18 protein-coding genes are annotated in these 21,932 nt (G+C 61.2%); 17 read left to right on the top strand and 1 reads right to left on the bottom strand.

Annotated features, from left to right (window positions below; translation table 11 throughout):
• The first annotated feature begins 169 nt into the window (after positions 1-169).
• From CAG02_RS01240 to CAG02_RS01215, 6 genes are all read left to right on the top strand, one after another.
• Positions 170-823 (top strand): histidine phosphatase family protein, encoded by a 654-nt coding sequence (locus CAG02_RS01240; RefSeq protein WP_085709959.1) that lies wholly within the window; start codon positions 170-172, stop codon positions 821-823.
• Between the two features lie 293 nt (positions 824-1,116).
• Positions 1,117-2,829 (top strand): lipid IV(A) 4-amino-4-deoxy-L-arabinosyltransferase, encoded by a 1,713-nt coding sequence (gene arnT, locus CAG02_RS01235; RefSeq protein ID WP_085709960.1) that lies wholly within the window; start codon positions 1,117-1,119, stop codon positions 2,827-2,829.
• The gene (locus CAG02_RS01230; protein WP_085709961.1) at positions 2,826-4,355 is read left to right on the top strand and encodes a glycosyltransferase family 39 protein; all 1,530 of its coding nucleotides are present in this window, start codon (positions 2,826-2,828) and stop codon (positions 4,353-4,355) included. The genes arnT (CAG02_RS01235) and CAG02_RS01230 overlap by 4 nt, the downstream gene beginning before the upstream one ends.
• Before the next feature lie 202 nt (positions 4,356-4,557).
• Positions 4,558-5,571 (top strand): iron ABC transporter substrate-binding protein, encoded by a 1,014-nt coding sequence (locus tag CAG02_RS01225; protein ID WP_085709962.1) that lies wholly within the window; start codon positions 4,558-4,560, stop codon positions 5,569-5,571.
• A 3-nt stretch (positions 5,572-5,574) separates the two neighbouring features.
• Positions 5,575-7,170: an iron ABC transporter permease gene (locus CAG02_RS01220; RefSeq protein ID WP_085710181.1), complete on the top strand. Its 1,596-nt coding sequence runs from the start codon at positions 5,575-5,577 to the stop codon at positions 7,168-7,170.
• Complete coding sequence (locus CAG02_RS01215; protein WP_085709963.1) at positions 7,167-8,225, top strand: ABC transporter ATP-binding protein; 1,059 nt, start codon at positions 7,167-7,169, stop codon at positions 8,223-8,225. Before CAG02_RS01220 ends, CAG02_RS01215 begins: the two co-directional genes overlap by 4 nt.
• 7 nt (positions 8,226-8,232) lie before the next feature.
• On the opposite strand, the gene xerC is transcribed toward CAG02_RS01215, so the two are convergent.
• Complete coding sequence (gene xerC / locus CAG02_RS01210; protein WP_346428903.1) at positions 8,233-9,171, bottom strand: tyrosine-type recombinase/integrase; 939 nt, start codon at positions 9,169-9,171, stop codon at positions 8,233-8,235.
• Between the two features lie 373 nt (positions 9,172-9,544).
• Here xerC and arnB point away from each other — a divergent pair, with 373 nt between their 5' ends.
• The 11 genes from arnB to CAG02_RS01155 all read left to right on the top strand — a co-directional run bounded on the left by arnB (position 9,545) and on the right by CAG02_RS01155 (position 21,815).
• Positions 9,545-10,696, top strand: a complete 1,152-nt coding sequence (gene arnB / locus CAG02_RS01205; RefSeq protein ID WP_085709965.1) for a UDP-4-amino-4-deoxy-L-arabinose aminotransferase — start codon at positions 9,545-9,547, stop codon at positions 10,694-10,696.
• Complete coding sequence (arnC, locus tag CAG02_RS01200; protein WP_085709966.1) at positions 10,693-11,715, top strand: undecaprenyl-phosphate 4-deoxy-4-formamido-L-arabinose transferase; 1,023 nt, start codon at positions 10,693-10,695, stop codon at positions 11,713-11,715. Before arnB ends, arnC begins: the two co-directional genes overlap by 4 nt.
• A complete protein-coding gene (gene arnA / locus CAG02_RS01195) occupies positions 11,712-13,703 on the top strand; it encodes a bifunctional UDP-4-amino-4-deoxy-L-arabinose formyltransferase/UDP-glucuronic acid oxidase ArnA (RefSeq protein ID WP_085709967.1) in 1,992 nt (663 codons plus the stop codon). Before arnC ends, arnA begins: the two co-directional genes overlap by 4 nt.
• Entirely contained in the window at positions 13,703-14,587 is an 885-nt protein-coding gene (gene arnD / locus CAG02_RS01190) for a 4-deoxy-4-formamido-L-arabinose-phosphoundecaprenol deformylase (protein WP_085709968.1), read from the top strand. Before arnA ends, arnD begins: the two co-directional genes overlap by 1 nt.
• A complete protein-coding gene (gene arnT, locus CAG02_RS01185) occupies positions 14,584-16,233 on the top strand; it encodes a lipid IV(A) 4-amino-4-deoxy-L-arabinosyltransferase (protein WP_085709969.1) in 1,650 nt (549 codons plus the stop codon). Before arnD ends, arnT (CAG02_RS01185) begins: the two co-directional genes overlap by 4 nt.
• On the top strand, positions 16,230-16,574 hold the full coding sequence (gene arnE / locus CAG02_RS01180) for a 4-amino-4-deoxy-L-arabinose-phosphoundecaprenol flippase subunit ArnE (protein WP_065257283.1): 345 nt from the start codon (positions 16,230-16,232) through the stop codon (positions 16,572-16,574). Before arnT (CAG02_RS01185) ends, arnE begins: the two co-directional genes overlap by 4 nt.
• A complete protein-coding gene (arnF, locus tag CAG02_RS01175) occupies positions 16,571-16,984 on the top strand; it encodes a 4-amino-4-deoxy-L-arabinose-phosphoundecaprenol flippase subunit ArnF (RefSeq protein WP_085709970.1) in 414 nt (137 codons plus the stop codon). Before arnE ends, arnF begins: the two co-directional genes overlap by 4 nt.
• The gene (locus CAG02_RS01170; RefSeq protein WP_085709971.1) at positions 16,981-18,360 is read left to right on the top strand and encodes a UDP-glucose/GDP-mannose dehydrogenase family protein; all 1,380 of its coding nucleotides are present in this window, start codon (positions 16,981-16,983) and stop codon (positions 18,358-18,360) included. Before arnF ends, CAG02_RS01170 begins: the two co-directional genes overlap by 4 nt.
• Positions 18,357-19,955 (top strand): glycosyltransferase family 39 protein, encoded by a 1,599-nt coding sequence (locus tag CAG02_RS01165; RefSeq protein WP_085709972.1) that lies wholly within the window; start codon positions 18,357-18,359, stop codon positions 19,953-19,955. The genes CAG02_RS01170 and CAG02_RS01165 overlap by 4 nt, the downstream gene beginning before the upstream one ends.
• A 62-nt stretch (positions 19,956-20,017) precedes the next feature.
• Positions 20,018-20,536, top strand: coding sequence for a GNAT family N-acetyltransferase (locus CAG02_RS01160; RefSeq protein WP_085709973.1), 519 nt, complete (start codon positions 20,018-20,020; stop codon positions 20,534-20,536).
• Between the two features lie 100 nt (positions 20,537-20,636).
• Positions 20,637-21,815, top strand: a complete 1,179-nt coding sequence (locus CAG02_RS01155; protein WP_085709974.1) for an MFS transporter — start codon at positions 20,637-20,639, stop codon at positions 21,813-21,815.
• Positions 21,816-21,932 lie beyond the last annotated feature (117 nt).

Here is a 21,932-nt window from a genome sequence, read left to right as displayed (position 1 = left end):
GATTAGTTGGGTTTTATCGACTCTCGCGAAATTTTCACATGTTCTTCACCGCCCCCCGACGTGCATGAACGTAATGTTCAGCCATTATTCAAGTACACAACTATAAAAGTTGGTTAAATCGCCGGCCAATCTCGCCTGCGACGTCAAGGGGCATGCCGTGGAGCGACAGATGCAATTAACAGCGACATATAAACAACGCCGTACGCTGCGACTTGGAAAACTGTTGACCGGCATCGGTGTAGTGGTCGCCATCGGACTGGTCAGCGGCTTCGTCTGGGTGACCCGCTCGCCCGTGGATCTGGGCAACGCCGGCAAGGCCGCCCGGGCTGACTGGACCCAGGCCTGGCAGGCTGGCGAAGTCGTGGCACTGGTGCGTCATGCCGAACGCTGCGACCGTTCCGACAACCTCTGCCTGGGCCCGGCCGACGGCATCACCCAGGCCGGCAACGACTCTGCAGCGCTTGTAGGCAAAGGCTTCGTGGGTCTGGGCATGCAGCAGGCGCAGGTGTTCACCAGCCCGTTGACCCGTACCGTGCAGACCGCGCGTGCCATGTTTGGTCAGGACGCCACGGCCCAGATCTGGCTCGAGTCCTGCGGTTCTTCTCTGCGCAACGATGTGGTGGCGCATAAGGTTGCCAAGCACAATCTGGTGCTGGTCACCCACAGCGGATGCATCAGCGACTTCGAAAAACAGACCGGTTTTCCTCACGCGGTTGCCGCCGAATACGGCAGTACCCTGTTTGCACGGATCGATGACAAAGGCCAACTTAAAGTGTTGGGCATCATGAATGCCGATGCCTGGTCTCAACTTAATAGTCATTAATGCTTTAGTTGGGGCGAACCGACAAGGTTGAACTTTTTTCAACTAGTCAGGAACGGACTTCATTAATTTGTAATGAAAGATGTATCTGCCCCCGATTTACTGGACAACGGTTTTTTTTAAGCTTGGCTATAGTGCGAGAACTCCGGCCTGGAGGTTCGGCAGCTCTCTGGATACAGGAAACGCCCGTCCCCCGATCGCACACCTGCATTCATTCAACACGATGACCCGCCCGCTCAGGAACGCGCCGGGCAGGCCATCGACACAAGAACTTCGTTTGGCACCAAGGCTTTGTCATGACGTCTGAAAACAACCCCCTGCGACACGCTGCCCGTCATTTCTCCCCCACCACGACTTTCGAGCGCTGGGCCATTCCCGGCCTGATTCTGGCTTTCGTGGTGTTTTATCTGTTGCCGCTGATGACCCACGGCCTGTGGATCCCCGATGAAACCCGCTACGGCCAGATCAGCCAGGAAATGCTGCTCAGCGGCAACTGGGTCGCGCCGCATTTCATGGGGATCCGCTATTTCGAAAAACCGATTGCCGGCTACTGGATGATCGCGATCGGCCAGGCGATCTTCGGTGAAAACCTGTTCGGCGTACGTATCGCTTCGGCTTTGAGTACCGGCGTCAGCGTCTGGCTGACCTACCTCATGGCCCGCCGGCTGTGGAACAACCCGCGCATCAGCGTCGCCAGCGCCCTTCTTTATATGAGCTTCGGCCTGATTGCCGGCCAGGCCGGCTACGCCAACCTCGATCCGCAGTTCACCTTGTGGGTCAACCTGAGCATGGTCGCGGTGTGGTTTGCCATCGACAGCCAGACCCCTCGTGCCCGTCTGGGCGGATGGGCGCTGCTCGGTGTCGCGTGCGGCATGGGCCTGATGACCAAAGGGTTCCTGGCGTTATTGCTGCCGGTGCTGATCGCCCTGCCCTACATGATCTGGCAACGCCGCTTCGGCGAACTGGTGCGTTACGGGCTGGTTGCCGTGGTGGTTTGCGTGCTGATCAGCCTGCCGTGGGTCTTGGCTGTCCATTACCGGGAACCTGATTTCTGGCGCTTCTTCTTCTGGCACGAACACATCCGTCGTTTTGCCGCCGGCGATGCTGCGCAGCACGCCCGTCCTTGGTGGTTCTACCTGCCGCTGCTGTTTGCCTCCACCCTGCCGTGGGCCGTTCTGCTGCCTTCGACGCTCCTGCGCACCTGGCGCGAAAAGCGTGACCCGAAAACCGCCTATCTTGCATTGTGGTTCCTGTTGCCACTGGCCTTTTTCAGCCTGAGCAGCGGCAAGCTACCGACCTACATCATGCCGTGCCTGCTGCCGATCGCCCTGCTGATGGGGCAGACCGTGGTCAACTGGCTGGATCAGAACCGTGGCCGTGTCCTGCGCCTGAACGGCGTGATCAATACCGTCATCGCCAGTGCGGCGCTGGTGGCACTGCTTTATCTGCAGGCAACCAAGGAAATCTACGAAAATACCGAGATGTTCAGCCTGTCGCTGGCCTATATCGTGCTGGTGGGCTGGATCATCGCCAATGCCTTGCAAGTGCTGCGTCCGCTGACGCTGTGGGCCATGCCGGCGCTGGGTATCGGCCTGCTGGTGGCGTTGTTGCCGGCGGCCATGCCGGGGCAGATCGTCAACAGCAAGATGCCCGACCAGTTCATTGCCGAACATCAACAGGAACTGAGTGAAACCGCGTCGCTGCTGAGCAACGACCTGGGTGCGGCCTCGGCACTGGCGTGGCGTCTGAAGCGTCCGCAGGTGGATCTGTTCAACACCATCGGTGAACTGAAGTACGGCCTCGAAGACCCGGCCATGGAAGCACGTAAAGTCACGATGGACGGCGTCGGCCAGTGGATGACCGAAGCGCGGAAGAAAGGCGCGGTCGGTGTGGTCTTGCGCGTCAACAGCACGCAGGAAGAGCAGGAAGTCGGATTGCTGCCGGTAGACGGCAAGCATTATCGTCGCGGCAATCTGCAGATCTTCATCTTTCCGCAGCGCCAGCCATGACCTTGCGCAATAACGACCGGGGCGCCATGCTGCTCCTGCTGGCCGCCAGCGCCCTGATGTTGCTGCTCGGGCTGGGTAGCCGCGAACTCTGGGGCGCGGAAACCCGCTGGGCGAACATCGCGTTGCAGATGATGCAAAGCGGCGATTACTTCGACCCGTACCTCAAGGGTGATCCCTATTACGACAAGCCGCTTTTGTCGTACTGGCTGATCACCGCGACCGCCTGGCTGACCGGGAGTCTCGATCACTGGTCGCTGCGCCTGTCTTCGGTGGTGTCCGCGTGGCTCAGCGTCTGGCTGGTGTATCTGCTGGGCGAGCAGTTGTTTCGCAAAGGCACGGGGCTGATCGCCGGGTGGATGCTGGCGACCACCTTCTATTTCGTGTTCTGGGCGCGGGTCGCCACCGCTGACATCCTGACGGTCTGCGGTGTGCTGGCGGCGGTCTGGTGGTACTGGCGCGGGCCCGACGACACGCGGTTTTCGCGCTATCTGGTGTTCTGCGTCCTGCTGTCCCTGACGTCGTTGTTCAAAGGCCTGATCGGTTTCATTCTGCCGGGTCTGGTATTGCTGCCGCACCTGCTGAGTGAGGGCCGCTGGAAACGTCATCTGAATCTGCGCCTGCTCGCGGCGCTGGTGATTGCCGGGGCGTTCTACATGACGCCGTTCCTGCTGTCGCACCTCTACGGCGCGCCGAACTACGGGGAAAGCGGCCTGGGGCTGGTGTTGCGGGAAAACGTCGTGCGGTTTTTCCAGCCGTTCGACAACATCGGCCCGATCTACACCTATTTGCTGTACCTGCCGATCTACACCCTGCCCTGGGCGCCGTGCTGGATCATTGCCCTGTGGGTCGCGGCGAAGAACTGGAAACACATCGAACCGGATACCCGCTGGCTGATTCAGGGCCTCGGGTTGTTGATGCTGTTCTTCACCGCCAGCGGCAGCCGGCGCAGTTACTACGTGCTGCCACTGGTGCCGTTCGCGCAACTGCTCGGGGCCTGGTGGATTACCCGGCGCATGGCCGCGCGCAACGCCGTCAGCCCGTTTGGCGGGCGCGGCCTGAAAATCGGTTTTGCCGTGACCACGGTGTTGCTGCTGGGGATTCTCGGCGTGCTCTACCCCTGGACCAACAGCGGTGGCGGCGCGATCCGTTTCGGTGAGACCGTGCGCCTGCAAGCCAGCCAGCGTGCGCCGTTGAGCCAATGGCACTTCGTCATGGTCGAGGTGGACAACAAGGTCCCGATGTACCTGCAGACCGGCGGCGAGCCGTTCTACTACGTGCCGGAAACCCGCGACTTCCCTCGCGATGGCGATGCTGCCGCGATGTTCGAATGGCTGGAACGCACCAGCGGCAAGCACTGGGATCCGAAGCGTACGATCTTCGTCGCCCAGTACCGCACCGGCGAACCCGTGCCGCTCTCCAGGCTCGGCCAAGACCATCAAGTCATCACGACCACCCCGACGCGCGGCGAACAAGTGTTCCATGGCCGCGAGGATCAAAGCGTCGCCTACCTGCCCCAAGGCTCCTGAAAGACAACGCCGGGTTCGCCCGGCGTCCCCGCCCAGTGACTGCTAACCTGAATGGCAATGACATGTATTAACGGTTTGTTTGACGTTTTTTTCTCATTTGCCTCTCTACATTGCCAGCCAGCCAACATATGCAAATCATTCGCATTGAAGTTTTCCGGCGAATGCTTGCCCATAACGTCTAAAAAACAGGAGCTGCTCCGTCATGAGTCCATCCCTTCCGTCCTTTCTCAAGCACGCTACTCTGGCAACCGCGCTGCTCGCAGCCGGTCAGGTGTTTGCCGCCGATTCCGTCGGCATCGTGGTCTACAACGCCCAGCATGAAACCCTGACCAAGGCCTGGGTCGCCGGCTTCACCGAGGAAACCGGAATTCCGGTCACGATCCGCAACGGCGACGACACGGAAATGGGCAACCAGCTCGTACAGGAAGGCGCGGCCTCTCCAGCGGACGTGTTCCTGACGGAAAACTCCCCGGCCATGGTGCTGGTGGACAATGCCAAGCTGTTCGCCCCTGTAGCTCCGGCCACTCTTGAACAAGTGGGCTCGGCCTATCGTCCGGCCCATGGTCAGTGGGTCGGCATCGCCGCTCGCTCGACAGTCTTTGTCTACAACCCGGCCAAGCTGCCGGAAAAAGACCTGCCGAAATCCCTGATGGATCTGGCGACCCCGGCATGGAAAGGTCGCTGGGCTGCATCCCCAGCCGGTGCCGACTTCCAGGCCATCGTCGCCGCCGTGCTGGAACAGAAAGGCGAAGCCGCCACCCTGGAATGGCTCAAGGGCATGAAAGCCAACTTCACCGCCTACCGTGGCAACAGCTCCGTGCTCAAAGCGGTGAACGCCGGCCAGGTGGACAGCGGCGTGATCTATCACTATTACGCTTTCGTCGATCAGTCCAAGACCGGCGAAAACAGCAAGAACACCGCCCTGCACTACTTCAAGCATCAGGATCCGGGCGCATTCGTGAGCATCTCCGGTGGTGGCGTGCTGAAGTCCAGCAAACACCAGGAAGAAGCACAGAAATTCCTCCAGTACATCACCGGCAAGCAAGGCCAGGAAGTGCTGCGCACCGGCAATTCCTTTGAATACGCCGTGGGCAAGGACTCGGCCTCCAACCCGAAACTGGTGCCGTTGAAGGATCTGGACGCACCGAAAGTCGACGCATCGAAGCTCGACAGCAAGAAAGCCGTCGAACTGATGACTCAGGCGGGACTGCTTTAATTGATGCCTGAAACTCTGCCGGCGGGGATCGCTGCGGCGCCCTCCGCCAACCTTTCACGCAGGACCCGCGCCCTCAACGGGCGCGGGAGCCCCTGGGTGGTCGTACTGGCGATCGGTGTTTCATTGCTGTCGTTACTGCCGATCGGGTTTGTGGTCGGCGTGTCGTGGTACACCGGCTGGGCGACCATCGAAGCCTTGATCTTCCGCCCTCGGGTGGCCGAATTGCTGATCAACACCGTGCTGCTGGTGTTGATCACCCTGCCGATCTGCATTGTGCTGGGCATCACTCTGGCCTGGCTGACCGAGCGCACCAATTTGCCTGGTCGCCGATTGTGGTCAGTGCTGGCGGTTGCGCCGCTGGCGGTGCCGGCGTTCGTGCACAGCTATGCATGGGTCAGTCTGGTTCCGTCGATCAATGGACTGCCAGCCGGTGTGCTGGTGTCTGTGATCGCTTACTTTCCGTTCCTTTATTTGCCGATTGCGGCAACATTGCGTCGTCTCGACCCGGCAATTGAAGACGTGGCCGAATCCCTCGGGCTAAAACCGTGGGCCGTGTTCTTCCGGGTGGTGCTGCCGCAATTGCGCCTGGCGATCTGTGGTGGTGCACTGTTGGTCGGCCTGCATTTGCTGGCCGAATATGGCCTGTACGCGATGATTCGCTTCGACACCTTCACCACGGCCATTTTCGATCAGTTCAAATCCACCTTTAACGGCCCGGCCGCCAACATGCTCGCCAGTGTTCTGGCGCTGTGCTGTCTGGCGATGCTGACCGTGGAATCCGCCGCTCGGGGGCACGCGCGTTATGCCCGAGTGGGTTCCGGCAGCGCGCGGGAGCAGCGGACCGTGCGTCTCAAACCCGGCATCGCAGCTCTGGGCCTGTGCCTGCAAACCCTGACCTGCCTGCTGGCCCTCGGCGTTCCGATGCTGACGTTGGGCAGATGGCTGATTGCTGGCGGCGCTGAAGTCTGGCAAGGCGAAGAGTTGTTGCCTGCCTTGCTCCAGACCCTGTCGTTCGGCGTCGCCGGTGCGGTGTTGACCAGTCTGGCGGCGATCCCGATTGCCTGGCTGTCGATCCGCGCGCCCGGCAAACTGCAACGCGTGCTGGAAGGCTGCAACTACATCACCAGTTCCCTGCCGGGGATTGTCGTGGCGCTGGCACTGGTCACCGTGACGATCCACTTCGCCCGGCCGATCTATCAGACCACCATCACCGTGCTGCTGGCGTACCTGCTGATGTTCCTGCCACGGGCACTGGTCAGCCTGCGTGCCGGTTTCGCCCAGGCGCCGGTAGAGCTGGAAAACATCGCGCAAAGCCTCGGCCGCTCGCCGCTGCGCGCCTTGTGGCTGATCACCCTGCGCCTGGCCGCACCCGGTGCGGCGGCGGGTGCAGCGCTGGTGTTCCTGGCAATCACCAATGAATTGACCGCAACCCTGTTGCTCGCGCCCAACGGCACGCGCACCCTGGCCACCGGTTTCTGGGCCATGACCAGCGAAATCGACTACGCCGCCGCAGCACCTTACGCGCTGCTGATGGTGGTGCTTTCGCTGCCGCTCACGGCCATCCTCTATCACCAATCCAGGCGCAGTGCCGGCCGATGAACGCTCTCGATATCATCAACCTCAGTAAATCCTTCGGCGCGCAAACCGCGCTGGACACCATCAACCTGTCCGTCCCGACCGGCAGTCGCACCGTGATCGTCGGTCCGTCAGGCTCCGGCAAGACCACGCTGCTGCGGATGATCGCCGGCTTCGAGTTTCCCGATGCCGGCAGCCTGACGCTCAACGGCCAGACGCTGGTCGACAGCACCCACGCCGTGCCCGCCTACCAGCGCCAGATTGGCTATGTTCCGCAGGATGGCGCGCTGTTTCCGCACATGACAGTGGCCGACAACATCGGTTTCGGACTGAGCGAAACCGGCAGCGCCAGAACCGAACGCATCCAGGCATTGATGGATAGCGTGGCCCTGAACGCCAACATGGCTGCGCGCTGGCCCCATGAATTGTCCGGCGGTCAGCAGCAACGGGTGTCGCTTGCCCGGGCATTGGCCCAGCAACCGCGCCTGATGCTGCTGGATGAACCCTTTTCCGCCCTCGACACCGGCCTGCGCGGTGCCATGCGCAAAATGGTCGCGCGCCTGCTCGAAGAGAGCGGCGTGACAACGATTCTGGTCACCCACGACCAGGGCGAAGCCTTGTCGTTTGCCGATCAGTTGGCCGTCATGCGTGACGGACGACTGGTGCAGTCAGGGCACCCGATGGACCTCTACCGTTATCCGGACGATGAGCAGACCGCACGCTTTCTCGGCGAAGCGGTGGTCATGCCGGCGCAGATCGAGGCCGGTTGGGCCCATTGCGATCTTGGGCGGATCGCGGTGAACAGCAACGGTTTCTCCGGTCCCGCGCAGATCATGTTGCGCCCGGAACAGCTGCAGCTGTCCGACCTACCCGCCGATTCAGAGGGCTGCAACGCCGTGGTCACCGAACGCGATTTCGGCGGCAACACCTGCACCCTGACGGTCGAGTTGCGTGCCGCAGCCAATGAAGAGCCCGGTCGTTCGCTGCTGGTGCGTAGCACCGGGATGCACGCGCCGCCAGCCGGCAGCGCGGTACAACTGTCGATTCTAGGGGCGGCCCACGTCTTCGACGCGTCGTAACACTCGACTACAGATCGAAACGATCCACGGCGCGACGCCGTTCATTGTCGTCGCGCACGTCGTAGTTGGCGGTCGTCTGGATATTGCTGTGGTGCGCGAGTTTCTGGGCGATCGACAGGTCATGCTCTTCGATCACCCGGGTGATGAACGAACGCCGGAAATCGTGGGGCATGATCTTCACCCCGACCTGGGTCCCGCGCTGGCGGGCGATGTAATAGATCGCGTGTTTGGTGATGCGCTCACGGGTGATGTGGCTGCCACGGCGGATGCGGTTGAACAGAAACGTATCGTCGCTCTCGCCTTCCTTGAGCTCCGAGCGGCGAAACTCCAGCCAGGCATTGAGCTTGGCGAAGGCCCAGGCCGGTGCGTACTTGATCAGTTGCTTGTTGCCCTTGGCGGTGACGCACAGGCTGCGTTCAGTGAAGTCCACCTGGTTCAGATCCAGATCCACTGACTCGGACTTACGCATGCCGGTGCCGTACAACAATGCAATCACCGCCGCATCACGCAGCCCCTGCGGACGCGGATCGGCCGCGCAGACTTCCATCAATTCATGGATCAGCGTGCGCTTCAGGTTGCGCCCCTGAGACAGCCGTGTACCGGCAATCCCCTTGACCGAGCGCATCTTCAACAGGTGATCCTGGCTGATCAGGCTCATGCGCCAGGCTTCGTTCATGACGCCGCGAATGGCGTTTACATAAAGTGAAGAGGTGTTGGGGGCGTAGTTATCGGCGCGCAATGCCGCGACTAACGCGACAACATCCTCGGGTTGCAGGGCGTGCCAGGGAATGTCCTCGACATTCATGTCTTCAAAGCCGAGGCGATCGGCGGCATCTTGTAAAACGTACCGCATGGTGAGTTGGCTGGAAGGTGCCAAACGCGCCAAATACAAGGACAAAGGGTTACTTGCGATAGATTCTGAAGAGGTAATGGATAAGCTGCTCAAACGAAAGGCCTTGGGTAAAAAACAGTCCAGCACAACAACTAACAACTGCAATGAACTTGAAGTAAGGAAGAGTCTTGTAGTAGGACTTTTCCGATAAAGCCGCGGAAATCTGAACAGCGGCTGTATGAATTTGAGATAAACGATTCACCGACCGGTTTTTCATATTCCTTTCACAAAATCGGGAATAACCTTAGCTAGATAGGTCCTCAGTCGGTACCGCCCAACCTGCCGGGCAACGCCTGAAAAGTCAACCAACCCCCGACGTCATGCTTACCAAGCAACTCGTTGATGCAAAACCCGTTTTTTGCGTCTACGCTGGGATTGGATCCGATGAACAGATGGATCTGTCCATTTTTTTCGCAATGAGGTGTCCATGAGTCAGGCGTTTCTCCCCTTCTCTCGCCCGAGTATCGGCGATGAAGAAATTGCGGCCGTCGAGCAGGTTCTGCGCTCGGGCTGGATCACCACCGGGCCGAAAAACCAGGCACTTGAAGAACAGTTCGCGCAGTACGTGGGTTGCAAGCACGCCGTTGCTCTTTCCTCCGCCACCGGCGGCATGCACATCACCCTGCTGGCCCTGGGCATCGGTCCCGGCGATGAAGTCATCACGCCGTCGCAGACCTGGGTCTCCACCGCCAACATGATTTCCCTGCTGGGTGCCACGCCGGTGTTCGTCGATGTCGACCGCGACACCCTGATGACCGACGCCGCCCGCATCGAAGCTGCCATCACGCCACGCACCAAAGCCATCATTCCGGTGCACTACGCCGGTGCCGCGTTCGATCTGGATCCGCTGTACGCACTGGCGGACAAGCACGGCATCGCCGTCATCGAAGACGCTGCCCACGCCGCCGGCACCCGTTACAAGGGCCGCCACGTCGGCTCCCACGGCACCGCGATCTTCTCGTTTCACGCGATCAAGAACATGACTTGCGCCGAAGGCGCGATGTTCGTCACCGACGACGAAGCCCTGGCCAGCCGCGTGCGCATGCTCAAGTTCCACGGTCTGGGCGTCGATGCCTACGACCGTCTGACCGGTGGCCGCAAGCCGCAGGCCCAGGTCATGGAGCCGGGCTTCAAGTACAACCTGGCCGACATCAACGCCGCCATTGCCCTGGTGCAGCTGGAGCGTCTGGACGACATCAATGCCCGCCGCACCGAGCTGGCCGGTCAGTACCTGCAAAAGCTCGAAGGCCTGCCCGTACAGCCGCTGGCCGTGCCGCAGCAATACGCCCAGCAACACGCCTGGCACCTGTTCATCCTGCGCATCGACAGCCAGCGTTGCGGTATGGATCGCGAAGCCTTCATGAAGGGTTTGCAGGAGCAAGGCATCGGTACCGGCATCCATTTCATCGCCACCCACCTGCACACCTGGTACCGCCAGCGTGACCCTGACCTGTACCTGCCCAACACCGAATGGAACTCGGCGCGGCTGTGCTCGATTCCGCTGTTCCCCGACATGACCGACCAGGATCTGGATCGTGTTGTCGGCGCCATCGCCACTCTTATGGACAAACGCTCGTGAGACCTTACCCGATTAAATGCGTGTCGATCGTCATCCCGGTCTACAACGAACAGGACAGTCTGCCTGAGCTGCTTCGGCGCACAGAGGCGGCCTGCGCCCAACTCAAACATGACTACGAAATCGTGCTGGTCGACGACGGCAGCCGCGACGAGTCGGCCAACATGCTGGAAGAAGCCGCCGGACGCGAAAACAGCCCGTTCGTAGCGGTCATCCTCAACCGCAACTATGGCCAGCACGCCGCGATCATGGCCGGTTTCGAGCAGTGCAAGGGCGACGTGGTGATCACCATCGACGCTGACCTGCAGAACCCGCCGGAAGAAATTCCGCGTCTGGTGGCCGAAGCCGAAAAGGGTTACGACGTCGTCGGCACCGTGCGTGGCAACCGTCAGGATTCGGCCCTGCGCCGCTACCCGTCAAAGCTGATCAACCTCGCCGTACAACGTTCCACCGGCGTGGCCATGAGCGACTACGGCTGCATGCTGCGCGCCTACCGCCGCACCATCATCGACGCCATGCTCGCCTGCCGCGAACGCAGCACGTTCATTCCGATCCTGGCCAACAGCTTCGCCCGCCACACCACCGAAATCGTCGTGGCCCACGCCGAGCGTGAGCACGGCGACTCGAAATACAGCCCGATGCGCCTGATCAACCTGATGTTCGATCTGGTCACCTGCATGACCACCACGCCGCTGCGTCTGCTGAGCATCGTCGGCTTCGCGATGGCAGGTCTGGGCGCACTGTTCGCCGTTGCGCTGATCGTCCTGCGCCTGGCGTTCGGTGCAGTCTGGGCCGGTGACGGCACGTTCGTACTGTTTGCGGTGCTGTTCGTGTTCACCGGTGGCCAGTTCATCGGCATGGGTCTGCTGGGTGAATACCTGGGACGCATGTACAGCGACGTGCGCGCCCGCCCGCGCTTCTTCATTGAAAAGGTGTTGCGCAGCCAGCCGGCCTCCCCGGCACCTGCGGTCACCGTTGACGGCCTTACTTCCAATTCCACTTCCGATCAGGTTCTCTCATGAGTGCAAAAACTGTTGTCTTCGCTTACCACGATATTGGCTGCGCCGGCATTGAAGCCCTGCTTAACAGCGGCTACGACATTGCAGCAGTGTTCACTCACGCCGACGATCCGAAAGAAAACGCCTTCTACGCCTCGGTTGCACAGCTGTGCGCCAGCAAAGGCATCCCGGTCCACGCGCCGGAAGACGCCAACCACCCACTGTGGATTGAGCGCATCGCCAAGCTCGACCCTGAGTACATTTTCTCGTTCTACTACCGCAACCTGCTGAGCGAGCCGCTGCTGGCACTGGCCAAAAAAGGCGCGTTCAACCTGCACGGCTCGCTGCTGCCACGCTACCGTGGCCGCGCTCCGGCCAACTGGGTGCTGGTCAACGGCGAAACCGAAACCGGCGTCACCCTGCACCGCATGGTCAAGCGCGCCGATGCCGGCGCCATCGTTGCCCAGCAACGCGTTGCCATCGAGCGCAGCGACACCGGTCTGACCCTGCACGCCAAACTGCGCACTGCCGCCAGCGACCTGCTGCGCGACACCCTGCCGAACATGCTGCAAGGCAAGATCACCGAAACTCCGCAAGACGAATCCAAGGCCACCGTATTCGGCCGTCGTACTCCGGCGGACGGCAAACTGGTCTGGGCCAAACCGGCCGAGCAACTGTTCAACCTGGTTCGCGCCGTGACCCGTCCGTATCCGGGTGCTTTCTGCGCCGTGGGCGAGCACAAGCTGATCGTGTGGAGCGCCGAAGTCGTCAAGGGCAACGAAGGCCAGGCCCCTGGCCGGGTGATCAGCGTCGATCCGCTGCGCATTGCCTGCGGTGAAGACTCGCTGGTGATCAACGCCGGTCAGCGCAACGACAACGGCCTGTACCTGAGCGGCCCGCAACTGGCCAACGAACTGGGTCTGGTAGACGGCTCGCTGCTGCGCGGCGCCGAATCCGGCCGTGCGCCACGTCGCACCCGCGTGCTGATCCTGGGCGTCAACGGCTTCATCGGTAACCACCTGTCCGAGCGTCTGCTGCGTGACGACCGCTACGAGATCTATGGCCTGGACATCGGTTCCGACGCCATCGACCGTCTGCGCGACCACCCACGCTTCCACTTCGTCGAAGGCGACATCAGCATTCACTCCGAGTGGATCGAGTACCACATCAAGAAGTGCGACGTGGTCCTGCCGCTGGTGGCCATCGCCACCCCGATCGAATACACCCGCAACCCGCTGCGCGTATTCGAACTGGACTTCGAAGAGAACCTGAAACTGGTTCGCTACTGCGTCAAGTACAACAAGCGCGTGATCTTCCCGTCGACCTCCGAAGTCTATGGCATGTGCCAGGACAAGAACTTCGACGAAGACAGCTCCAACCTGATCGTCGGCCCGATCAACAAGCAGCGCTGGATCTACTCGGTTTCCAAGCAACTGCTGGACCGCGTGATCTGGGCTTACGGCGCCAAGGGCCTGAACTTCACCCTGTTCCGTCCGTTCAACTGGATGGGCCCGCGTCTGGACCGTCTGGACTCGGCCCGTATCGGCAGCTCCCGCGCCATCACCCAGCTGATCCTGAACCTGGTGGAAGGCACCCCGATCCGTCTGTTCGACGGCGGCGAGCAGAAGCGCTGCTTCACCGACATCGCCGACGGCGTCGAGGCGCTGGCCCGCATCATCGACAACGACAACGATGTCTGCAACGGCCAGATCATCAACATCGGCAACCCGGAAAACGAAGCCAGCATCCGTCAGCTGGGCGAAGAACTGCTGCGTCAGTTCGAAGCTCACCCGCTGCGTAGCAACTTCCCTCCGTTCGCCGGTTTCCGTGACGTGGAAAGCAAGGCGTTCTACGGTGCCGGTTACCAGGACGTGGAACACCGCAAGCCAAGCATCGCCAACGCCAAGCGCCTGCTGAACTGGGAGCCGACCGTGGAAATGCGCGAGACCATCGGCAACACCCTGGACTTCTTCCTGCGTGAAGCCATGCTCGAAATCGCGGACAAGCGTTAATGCAGGCAGGTCTTCGTATCGATGTCGACACCTACCGAGGCACCCGTGAAGGGGTGCCCCGGTTGCTGGAAATCCTCGACGAAGCGCAGGTCAAGGCAACGTTTTTCTTCAGTGTCGGCCCGGACAACATGGGCCGACATCTGTGGCGCCTGATCCGCCCGCAGTTCCTCTGGAAAATGCTGCGTTCCAACGCCGCCGGCCTGTACGGCTGGGACATTCTGCTGGCCGGGACCGCCTGGCCGGGCAAACCGATCGGTCGCGATCTCGGGCACCTGATGCGTCAGGCCCGGGACGCCGGCCATGAAGTCGGCCTGCACGCCTGGGATCACCACGGCTGGCAGGCCAATGCCGGCACCTGGAGCGACGCGCAACTGATCGAGCAGATCCGTCGCGGCGTCGACACCCTGAGCGACATCATCGGCGAGAAAATCCAGTGCTCGGCCGCCGCCGGATGGCGCGCGGACGAGCGCGTGGTCGAAGCCAAAGAAACCTTCGGTTTTCGCTATAACAGCGATTGCCGCGGGAATCGGCTGTTTCGACCGCTGCTGGCCGATGGTTCAGTGGGTGCGCCGCAGATTCCGGTGGACATGCCGACCTTCGACGAAGTGGTCGGCCCGACCGTGGCGGCGAAGGACTTCAACGCCTTCATTCTTGACCGGTTCCGCCCGGACAACCTCAACAACTACACCATTCATGCCGAAGTAGAAGGGATTCTGATGGCCGACGATTTTCGCCGTTTGCTGGCCGATGCACGCCAGCGAGAAATCGAGTTCAAGCCTTTGGGCGATCTGTTGCCCGAGTTTCTCAACACATTGCCTGTCGGCCGTGTGCAGCGTGGCGTCCTCGAAGGCCGTGAAGGCTGGCTGGGAGTGCAAGGGGCATGAGCAAACGCTGGGCACTGCCGCTGCTGATCGGACTGTTTCTGCTCGCCTACCTGCTGCCACTCGGCACCCATGGCCTGTGGATTCCCGATGAAACCCGTTACGCCCAGATCAGCCAGGACATGCTGCTGAGCGGCAACTGGGTGTCCCCGCATTTCATGGGCCTGCGTTATTTCGAGAAACCGATTGCCGGTTACTGGATGATCGCGCTGGGTCAGGAACTGTTCGGGCAAAACCTGTTCGGCGTGCGTTTCGCCTCGGCCCTCAGCACCGGTTTGAGCGTGCTGTTGTGCTTCCTGGTTGCCCGTCGCCTGTGGAACGAGCCGAGCAAAAGCTTCATCTGCGCCCTCCTCTACATGAGCTTCACGGTGGTTGCCGGTCAGGCAGGTTATGCCAACCTCGATCCGCAATTCACCTTCTGGGTCAACCTGAGCCTCGTGGCCCTGTGGTTTGCCGTCGACAGCCGCAGCACCCGGCAACGCGTGATCAGCTGGGCGGTCCTGGGGCTGGCCTGCGGCATGGGGTTCATGACCAAGGGTTTTCTCGCCTGGCTGCTGCCGGTGCTGATCGCCCTGCCCTGGATGCTCTGGCAGAAACGCTGGCGTGAGCTGCTGATCTACGGTCCGGTGGCAGTTGCCGTGGCGATCATTGTCAGCCTGCCGTGGGTGCTGGCCGTGCACAGTCAGGAACCGGATTACTGGCGGTTCTTCTTCTGGCACGAACACATCCGCCGCTTTGCCGGTGACGATGCCCAGCACGACGCGCCTTGGTGGTTCTACCTGCCATTGCTGGTTGCCTTCAGTCTGCCTTGGGTCGGCATGCTGGTGCCGGCGTTCAAGCAAGCCTGGCAGACCCGTACCCAACCGGGCATTGCCTTCCTGCTGCTGTGGCTGGTGATGCCGCTGGCATTTTTCAGTACCGCCAACGGCAAACTGCCGACCTACATCCTGCCGTGCCTGCTGCCGCTGGCGCTGTTGCTGGGTCATGCCCTGGCCGACCGATTGCGTCTGGAACAGGGCCGGGCCTTGAGCATCAACGGTTTGCTGAACCTGGTGCTGGGTGTCGTCACGCTGATCGCACTGGTTTACCTGCAACTGAAAAAACCGGTGTACGACCATGAGCTACACAGCATGGTGCTGGTGTTCATTGCCCTGATCGGCTGGATCATCGCCAACCTTGCGCAAGCGTTTCTGCCGCTGCAGTGTTGGGCCGCTCCGGCGCTCGGCAGTCTGCTGCTGATCGGCGTGCTGCCGGCGGCGCTGCCGAAATCCGTGGTAGCCAACAAGACGCCGGACCAGTTCATCCTGCATCACCTCGACGAACTGTCCGGCACCACGCACCTGCTGAGCAACGATCTCGGTGCCGCTTCGGCACTGGCCTGGCGCCTGAAGCAACCCAAGGTGGCGTTGTACAACACCGTGGGCGAGCTGAAGTACGGCCTGAGCTATCCCGAAGGCGCCGAACAGCGGATTACCACCGATGAGGTCCAGCAGTGGGTACGCGATGCCCGCCGCACCGGCTCGGTCGGCGTGGTCATGCGGGTCAAGGGCGACGACGAGCTGCATGAAGTCGACCTGCTGCCCAAGGACGGCACCCGCTACGAGCAAGGCAACCTGGTGATCATTGTCCTGCCCAAGGATCCGTCATGAGTTGGTTGCTGTTGCTGACGGCGTGTCTGCTGACGTGCCTGGGTCAGGTTGCACAGAAGTACGCGGTGGAGAGCTGGCGCGGGGTCGATTCGTCCTGGGCCGACAAACTGCGCTCGCCGTGGCTGTGGCTGGCGCTGTTCGCACTGGGTTCGGGCCTGCTGGTCTGGCTGCTGGTGTTGCAACGCCTTGAAGTGGGCATCGCTTACCCGATGCTCAGCCTCAACTTTGTGCTGATCACCCTGATCGCGCGTTTCGTGTTCCGCGAACCGATCGATCGCCAGCACTGGATCGGCGTGGCGCTGGTGATCGGCGGCGTGGCACTGCTGGGGCAACAGTCATGAGTCAGGGACGCGGAATCGGCTTCGCCCTGGGCAGCGTTTTTCTGGTCAGCGGCGCCCAGCTGGGCATGCGCTGGAGCATGACGCGCCTGCCGCAGCCGGAACAATGGCTGTCGGCCCTGAGCAGCGGCAGCGTCGATCTGTCGGCGCTGGCGGTGGTTGTCACGGCCATTTTTGCCTACGCACTGTCGATGCTCTGCTGGCTCGCCGCCCTGCGCGACCTGCCGCTGGGCCGGGCCTATTCGCTGCTGAGCATCAGCTATGCGCTGGTGTATCTGTTGGCGGCCAGTCTGCCGCTGTTCAACGAATCCTTCAGTTTCACCAAATCACTGGGCGTGGCACTGGTCATGCTCGGTGTCATCACTATCAACACTCGTCCGGCACAAGCGCCCGATTTGAGGAGTGCTCCATGAAAATCACAGTATTTGGAAGCGGTTACGTCGGCCTGGTGCAAGCCGCGGTTCTGGCCGAGGTCGGCCATGATGTCGTGTGCATGGATATCGATCAGAAGAAGGTCGAGCTGCTCAGCCAGGGTCACGTCAGCATCTTCGAACCGGGCCTGTCGAGCCTGGTCCGTGAAGGCCTGGATTCCGGTCGTCTGCACTTCACTTCCGATGAGAAAACCGCCGTGCTTCACGGTCGCGTCGCCTTCATTGCCGTGGGTACACCGTCCAGCGAGGATGGCTCGGCCGACCTGAAATACGTGCTGTCGGTGGGTGATGCCGTTGCCCGTCATCGCGAGCAACCGCTGATCCTGGTGGAAAAATCCACCGTACCGGTCGGCACCGGCGACACCCTGCGCGCCCATATCCAGGCCGCGCTGGACAAGGCCGGTCGCGCGCTGCAGTTCGATATCGTCTCCAACCCGGAATTCCTCAAGGAAGGTTCGGCGGTCTCCGACTGCCGTCGTCCGGACCGCATCGTCATCGGCTGCGAAGGCGATGAAGTGCGCGACGTGATGCGCGACCTGTACTCGCCGTTCAACCGCAACCATGACCGCATCATGTTCATGGACCTGCGCAGCGCCGAGCTGACCAAATACGCCGCCAACTGCATGCTGGCGACCAAGATCAGCTTCATCAACCAGATCGCCGAACTGGCCGAGCACCTGGGCGCCGACATCGAGTCTGTACGTCAGGGCATCGGCGCCGACACGCGCATCGGTTACCACTTCATCTATCCGGGCTGCGGCTACGGCGGCTCGTGCTTCCCCAAAGACATGCGCGCGCTGATCCACAGTGCCGAACAGGCCCATTGCTCCAGCGACCTGCTGCAAGCGGTCGAGGCGATCAACGAGCGCCAGAAGCACAAGCTGTTCGACCGCATCAACGCGTTCTACAAGGGTGATCTGCGCGGCAAGACCTTCGCCCTGTGGGGCCTGGCGTTCAAGCCGAACACCGATGACATGCGCGATGCGCCAAGCCGCGTGCTGCTTGATTCGCTGTTCGCCGCCGGCGCCAGCGTTCGCGCGTTCGACCCGGAAGCGATGCAGGAAACCCAGCATCTGTACCCGAACGAAGAAAAACTGATGCTGATGGGCACCCCTGAATCGGTGCTTGCCGGTTCCGACGCGCTGATCATCTGCACCGAATGGCAACAGTTCAAGGCGCCGGATTTCGATCTGATCCAGCAACGCCTCAAGGATCCGGTGATCTTCGACGGCCGCAACCTGTACGACGCCGATCGTCTGGCGCGCAATGGCTTCAAGTACTTCCCGATCGGCCGTGGGGACTCGCGCAAGTTGCCGATCCCGCTGCAACAATGGCCTAACTCCGCGGACGTCGCTTGATTACGTTGTTGCCTGCCATCCGCCGGCAGTCCCTGATCGCAGGGCTGCTGGCACTGTTGTTGTTTATCGCCGGGGTTTATGGACAGGCACCCATTGGCTTTGATTCACGCTTTGTACTGTTTGCCCAGGAGATGCTGCGACACGGGCCGACGGTATTCCCGACCACCTACAGCCAGCCGTACGCCGATTATTCGGCGTTATCGACGCTGTTCATCTGGCTGTTGGCGTTGCCTTTCGGCGCGATCAATACCCTGACCGCGTGGTTGCCCAGCGCCATTGCCGGCGGGGTGGTCGTGATGTTGATGTACCGCTTGCTGGCGGTGCATTCGCAGCGTTGGGCATTGATCAGCATTGCGCTGCTGATGCTTACCAGCACCTTCATCACGGAAGTCCGCGCGGTATCGCAAGACTTGATGCTGGCCGCCGTCGCGCTGTCGGTGTTCTACCTGGGTTACGCGCACGACCATTTCGGCTCCAGCCGACGCTGGCCGCTGATTTTCGTCCTGCTGTTGCTGGGTTTCGGCATTCGCGGGCCGATCGGGCTAGTGGTGCCGACCGGCATGCTCTGCAGCTATTACCTGCTCAACCGTCAGTGGACACGGCTGTTCGTGTTCGGTGTGCTGGCGTCGATCCTGCTCGCGGTGTGTGTCGGCCTGTTGTTGTGGCTGGCGAAGCTCAGCGGTGGCGAGGCTTTCCTGCAAGACGTGATCCGCATGCAGTTCATGGGACGCATGGATGGCAGTGAAGGTGTCAGCGGCTCGCTGTACTACTTCACCAGTTCGCTGGGCAACTACGCGCTGGCCTATCCGCTGGCCATTGTGGTGCTGGCGGCGGCGTGGCTGAGCAAACCGCATCAGCGCGGACCGGCCTTGCGCCTGGTGCAGTATTGCGCGGCGGCCGGGTTGATCGTCATGGTCGGTCTGTCGATTCCACAGGCGAAGAAAGCGCGTTACCTGCTGCCGATGTTGCCGATGGCCGCGATCATCGCCGCGTATCCGTTCCAGGTGGCTCACGGTCGGGTATTCGCCTGGTTGCGCGGGATCATTCAGGCCCTGTGGCTGCTGACGCCGCTGTTGCTGATCGTTGCCCTGCTGGTTGCGCGGCGCAAGTTCCCGGAGCTGTTGACCGGTGTCATGCCGGTGCTGATCGTGCTGGGCCTGCTGCAACTGCTGGCGTTGTCGCGACTGTGGAAGCCGCACTGGCGTGCCGAAGTGCTGGCCCTGAGCGCGGTGCTGGCGCTGTGGACGGTCTATGCCGCCGTGTTCGAGCCGGTGGAACGCGCGCTCTACGACACCCGTTCTTTCAGTCGGGCGGCGTTCGCCCAGGTTCAACAGAACCCTGCCCCGCTGGTACTGCACGGCATGGGCAAGGACGCGAAGGCGATCAAGTTCATGGTCAACGTCGAGCAGGACCTGCAACCGCAGTTCACCGAAACCGTTCAGCAACTGGAAGCACTCCAGGGGCCGGCCTGGCTGATCATGGACAGCAAGGATATGCAGTCACTGCAAGGCACGCCGCTGGCCAGCCTGCAACCGGTACTGAGCGGTCGCTTCGACAAGAACGATTACGTGCTGTTGTACCTGAAACCCTTGTAGACCTCGCTGAAGGCTGCGATCTTGCGGAGCTTCCCAGGATCGCAGCCATCGGCAGTTCCCCCATGACATTTCTCATTCGCCCCGCCCGGCCCGCAGACGCGGCCACCCTCCCCACCATCGAACGTTCGGCCGCTGAACTATTTCGTCTCGACCCTGCACTGGCCTGGCTGGCCGACAGCGATGTACCCGACGCCGCGCAGCATTTGCAGGCCATCGAGCAGGGACATGTATGGGTTGCAGAAAATACTGTCGGACAACTTGCCGGTTTTTTAAGGGCCGTTGAAATCGACAACCTGTTGCACGTCGAGGAACTGTCCGTCAGCCAACACTTTCAGGGCCAGGGCATCGGTCGCAAGTTGCTGTTGGCCACGATCGAACAGGCGCGTCGACAGCAACTGGATGCCGTCACGCTGACTACTTTTCGCGACCTGCCGTGGAATGCGCCGTTTTATCAGCGAATGGGGTTTGTCGTACTGGACGACGAAAATATCCGAACTCACCTTGCCGAGGCCTTGCGCGACGAAATTGCCCACGGCCTTCCCGGTGAACGTCGCTGCGCCATGCGCCTGTCGCTTCCCTGATATCACGACCTCCTTGCGCACGCTTGACCGGTAACCGGCACGCGGTGAGGATGGCTACGCCGCTCGTATCCGAATCTGAAATAAGGACATTGATCTTTTCGTGGCCACTTACTCGCGCCTTATTCGCCGGCTGATGATCACCTCGTTGACCATCGTCATCAGCCGCGCCCTGATCAGCCCTCTGTTGACCCTGTTCCTGAGCAACAAACTGGGTCTCGACCCACAGGACGTCGGGCTGTTGCTGGGCATCGCGGTGTTCAGCGCCACGCTGCTGTCACTGTACGGCGGCTACATCATCGACCGCCTCGACAAACGTCGGCTGCTGATCCTGACCATGCTGTCGAGCGGCGTTGGCCTGATTCTGCTGACGTTCGCGCAGAACCTGTATCTGGTGACGCTGGTGCTGATCATCAGCGAAACCGCTTCGGCCCTATTTCTGATTGGCTCCAAGGCCATCCTCAGTGAGAACCTGCCCGTCGGCCAACGGGTGAAAGCGTTTTCGCTGAATTACACGCTGACCAATATCGGCTATGCCATCGGCCCGATGATCGGCGTGGTGATCGCCGGCATCCAGCCCACCGCGCCGTTTATCGTTGCTGGCGCGATTGCCTGCGGCAGCATGTTTCTGCTGCTCGGTGTCTCGCGGGAAGCCGATCCGCAATCGTCGGGCAAACAGCCGCAGAGTTTCCTGGACACGCTGAGAATCCTCAAGAACGACCGCACGATGGTCCTGTTCACTTTGGGCTGCCTGCTCAGCACACTGGTTCACGGGCGGTTCACGCTGTACCTGTCGCAGTATCTGTTGGTCACCCACACCCAGCAGCAGACGCTCGACACCATGGCCGCCTTGCTCGCCTGCAATGCGATTACCGTCATCCTCCTGCAATACCAGATCGGTCGTCTGCTCAAGCGTGAACATCTGCGACGCTGGATTGCCGGCGGCACAGCGTTATTCATCGGCGGGCTGATCGGTTTCAGCATGGCTGACAGTCTCATCGGATGGTGCGTAGCCATGTTCATCTTCACTCTGGGCGAAATGATCATCTATCCGGCGGACTTCCTGTTCGTCGACACCCTCGCCCCGGAAGCCCTGCGCGGCAGCTACTACGGCGCGCAGAACCTGGCGGCTCTGGGCGGCGCCTTGAGCCCGGTGATATGTGGTTTCCTGCTGATGCACACTCCGGCGCCGAGCATGTTCTATGCGTTGAGTGCACTGGCGGCGCTGGGTGGATACTTGTGCGTGGTCAGTGGCCGCCGAATTAAAACAGTTCAAAAATAATGCACTGAAGATGCATTTATATGAATTTGTCAGCATCGAGATTGCTTGGCACACTGTGCGCGTTCCTCCCCCAATAGTTGGAACGCTTCGAAGGACTTTCCGGGTTGACGGACAAGT

Origin of the sequence: Pseudomonas sp. R43(2017) (assembly GCF_002112345.1) — a bacterium.
Taxonomy (GTDB): domain Bacteria; phylum Pseudomonadota; class Gammaproteobacteria; order Pseudomonadales; family Pseudomonadaceae; genus Aquipseudomonas; species Aquipseudomonas kribbensis.
The sequence above is the reverse complement of the archived record's forward strand: the minus strand, read 5'-3'. Positions and strand labels throughout refer to the sequence as shown.

Bases quoted from the DNA above. Each gene is read 5' to 3' on its own strand.
- CAG02_RS01240 (WP_085709959.1), top strand. From the start codon at position 170: ATGCAATTAACAGCGACATATAAACAACGCCGTACGCTGCGACTTGGA.
- arnT (WP_085709960.1), top strand. From the start codon at position 1,117: ATGACGTCTGAAAACAACCCCCTGCGACACGCTGCCCGTCATTTCTCC.
- CAG02_RS01230 (WP_085709961.1), top strand. From the start codon at position 2,826: ATGACCTTGCGCAATAACGACCGGGGCGCCATGCTGCTCCTGCTGGCC.
- CAG02_RS01225 (WP_085709962.1), top strand. From the start codon at position 4,558: ATGAGTCCATCCCTTCCGTCCTTTCTCAAGCACGCTACTCTGGCAACC.
- CAG02_RS01220 (WP_085710181.1), top strand. From the start codon at position 5,575: ATGCCTGAAACTCTGCCGGCGGGGATCGCTGCGGCGCCCTCCGCCAAC.
- CAG02_RS01215 (WP_085709963.1), top strand. From the start codon at position 7,167: ATGAACGCTCTCGATATCATCAACCTCAGTAAATCCTTCGGCGCGCAA.
- arnB (WP_085709965.1), top strand. From the start codon at position 9,545: ATGAGTCAGGCGTTTCTCCCCTTCTCTCGCCCGAGTATCGGCGATGAA.
- arnA (WP_085709967.1), top strand. From the start codon at position 11,712: ATGAGTGCAAAAACTGTTGTCTTCGCTTACCACGATATTGGCTGCGCC.
- arnD (WP_085709968.1), top strand. From the start codon at position 13,703: ATGCAGGCAGGTCTTCGTATCGATGTCGACACCTACCGAGGCACCCGT.
- arnT (WP_085709969.1), top strand. From the start codon at position 14,584: ATGAGCAAACGCTGGGCACTGCCGCTGCTGATCGGACTGTTTCTGCTC.
- arnE (WP_065257283.1), top strand. From the start codon at position 16,230: ATGAGTTGGTTGCTGTTGCTGACGGCGTGTCTGCTGACGTGCCTGGGT.
- arnF (WP_085709970.1), top strand. From the start codon at position 16,571: ATGAGTCAGGGACGCGGAATCGGCTTCGCCCTGGGCAGCGTTTTTCTG.
- CAG02_RS01170 (WP_085709971.1), top strand. From the start codon at position 16,981: ATGAAAATCACAGTATTTGGAAGCGGTTACGTCGGCCTGGTGCAAGCC.
- CAG02_RS01160 (WP_085709973.1), top strand. From the start codon at position 20,018: ATGACATTTCTCATTCGCCCCGCCCGGCCCGCAGACGCGGCCACCCTC.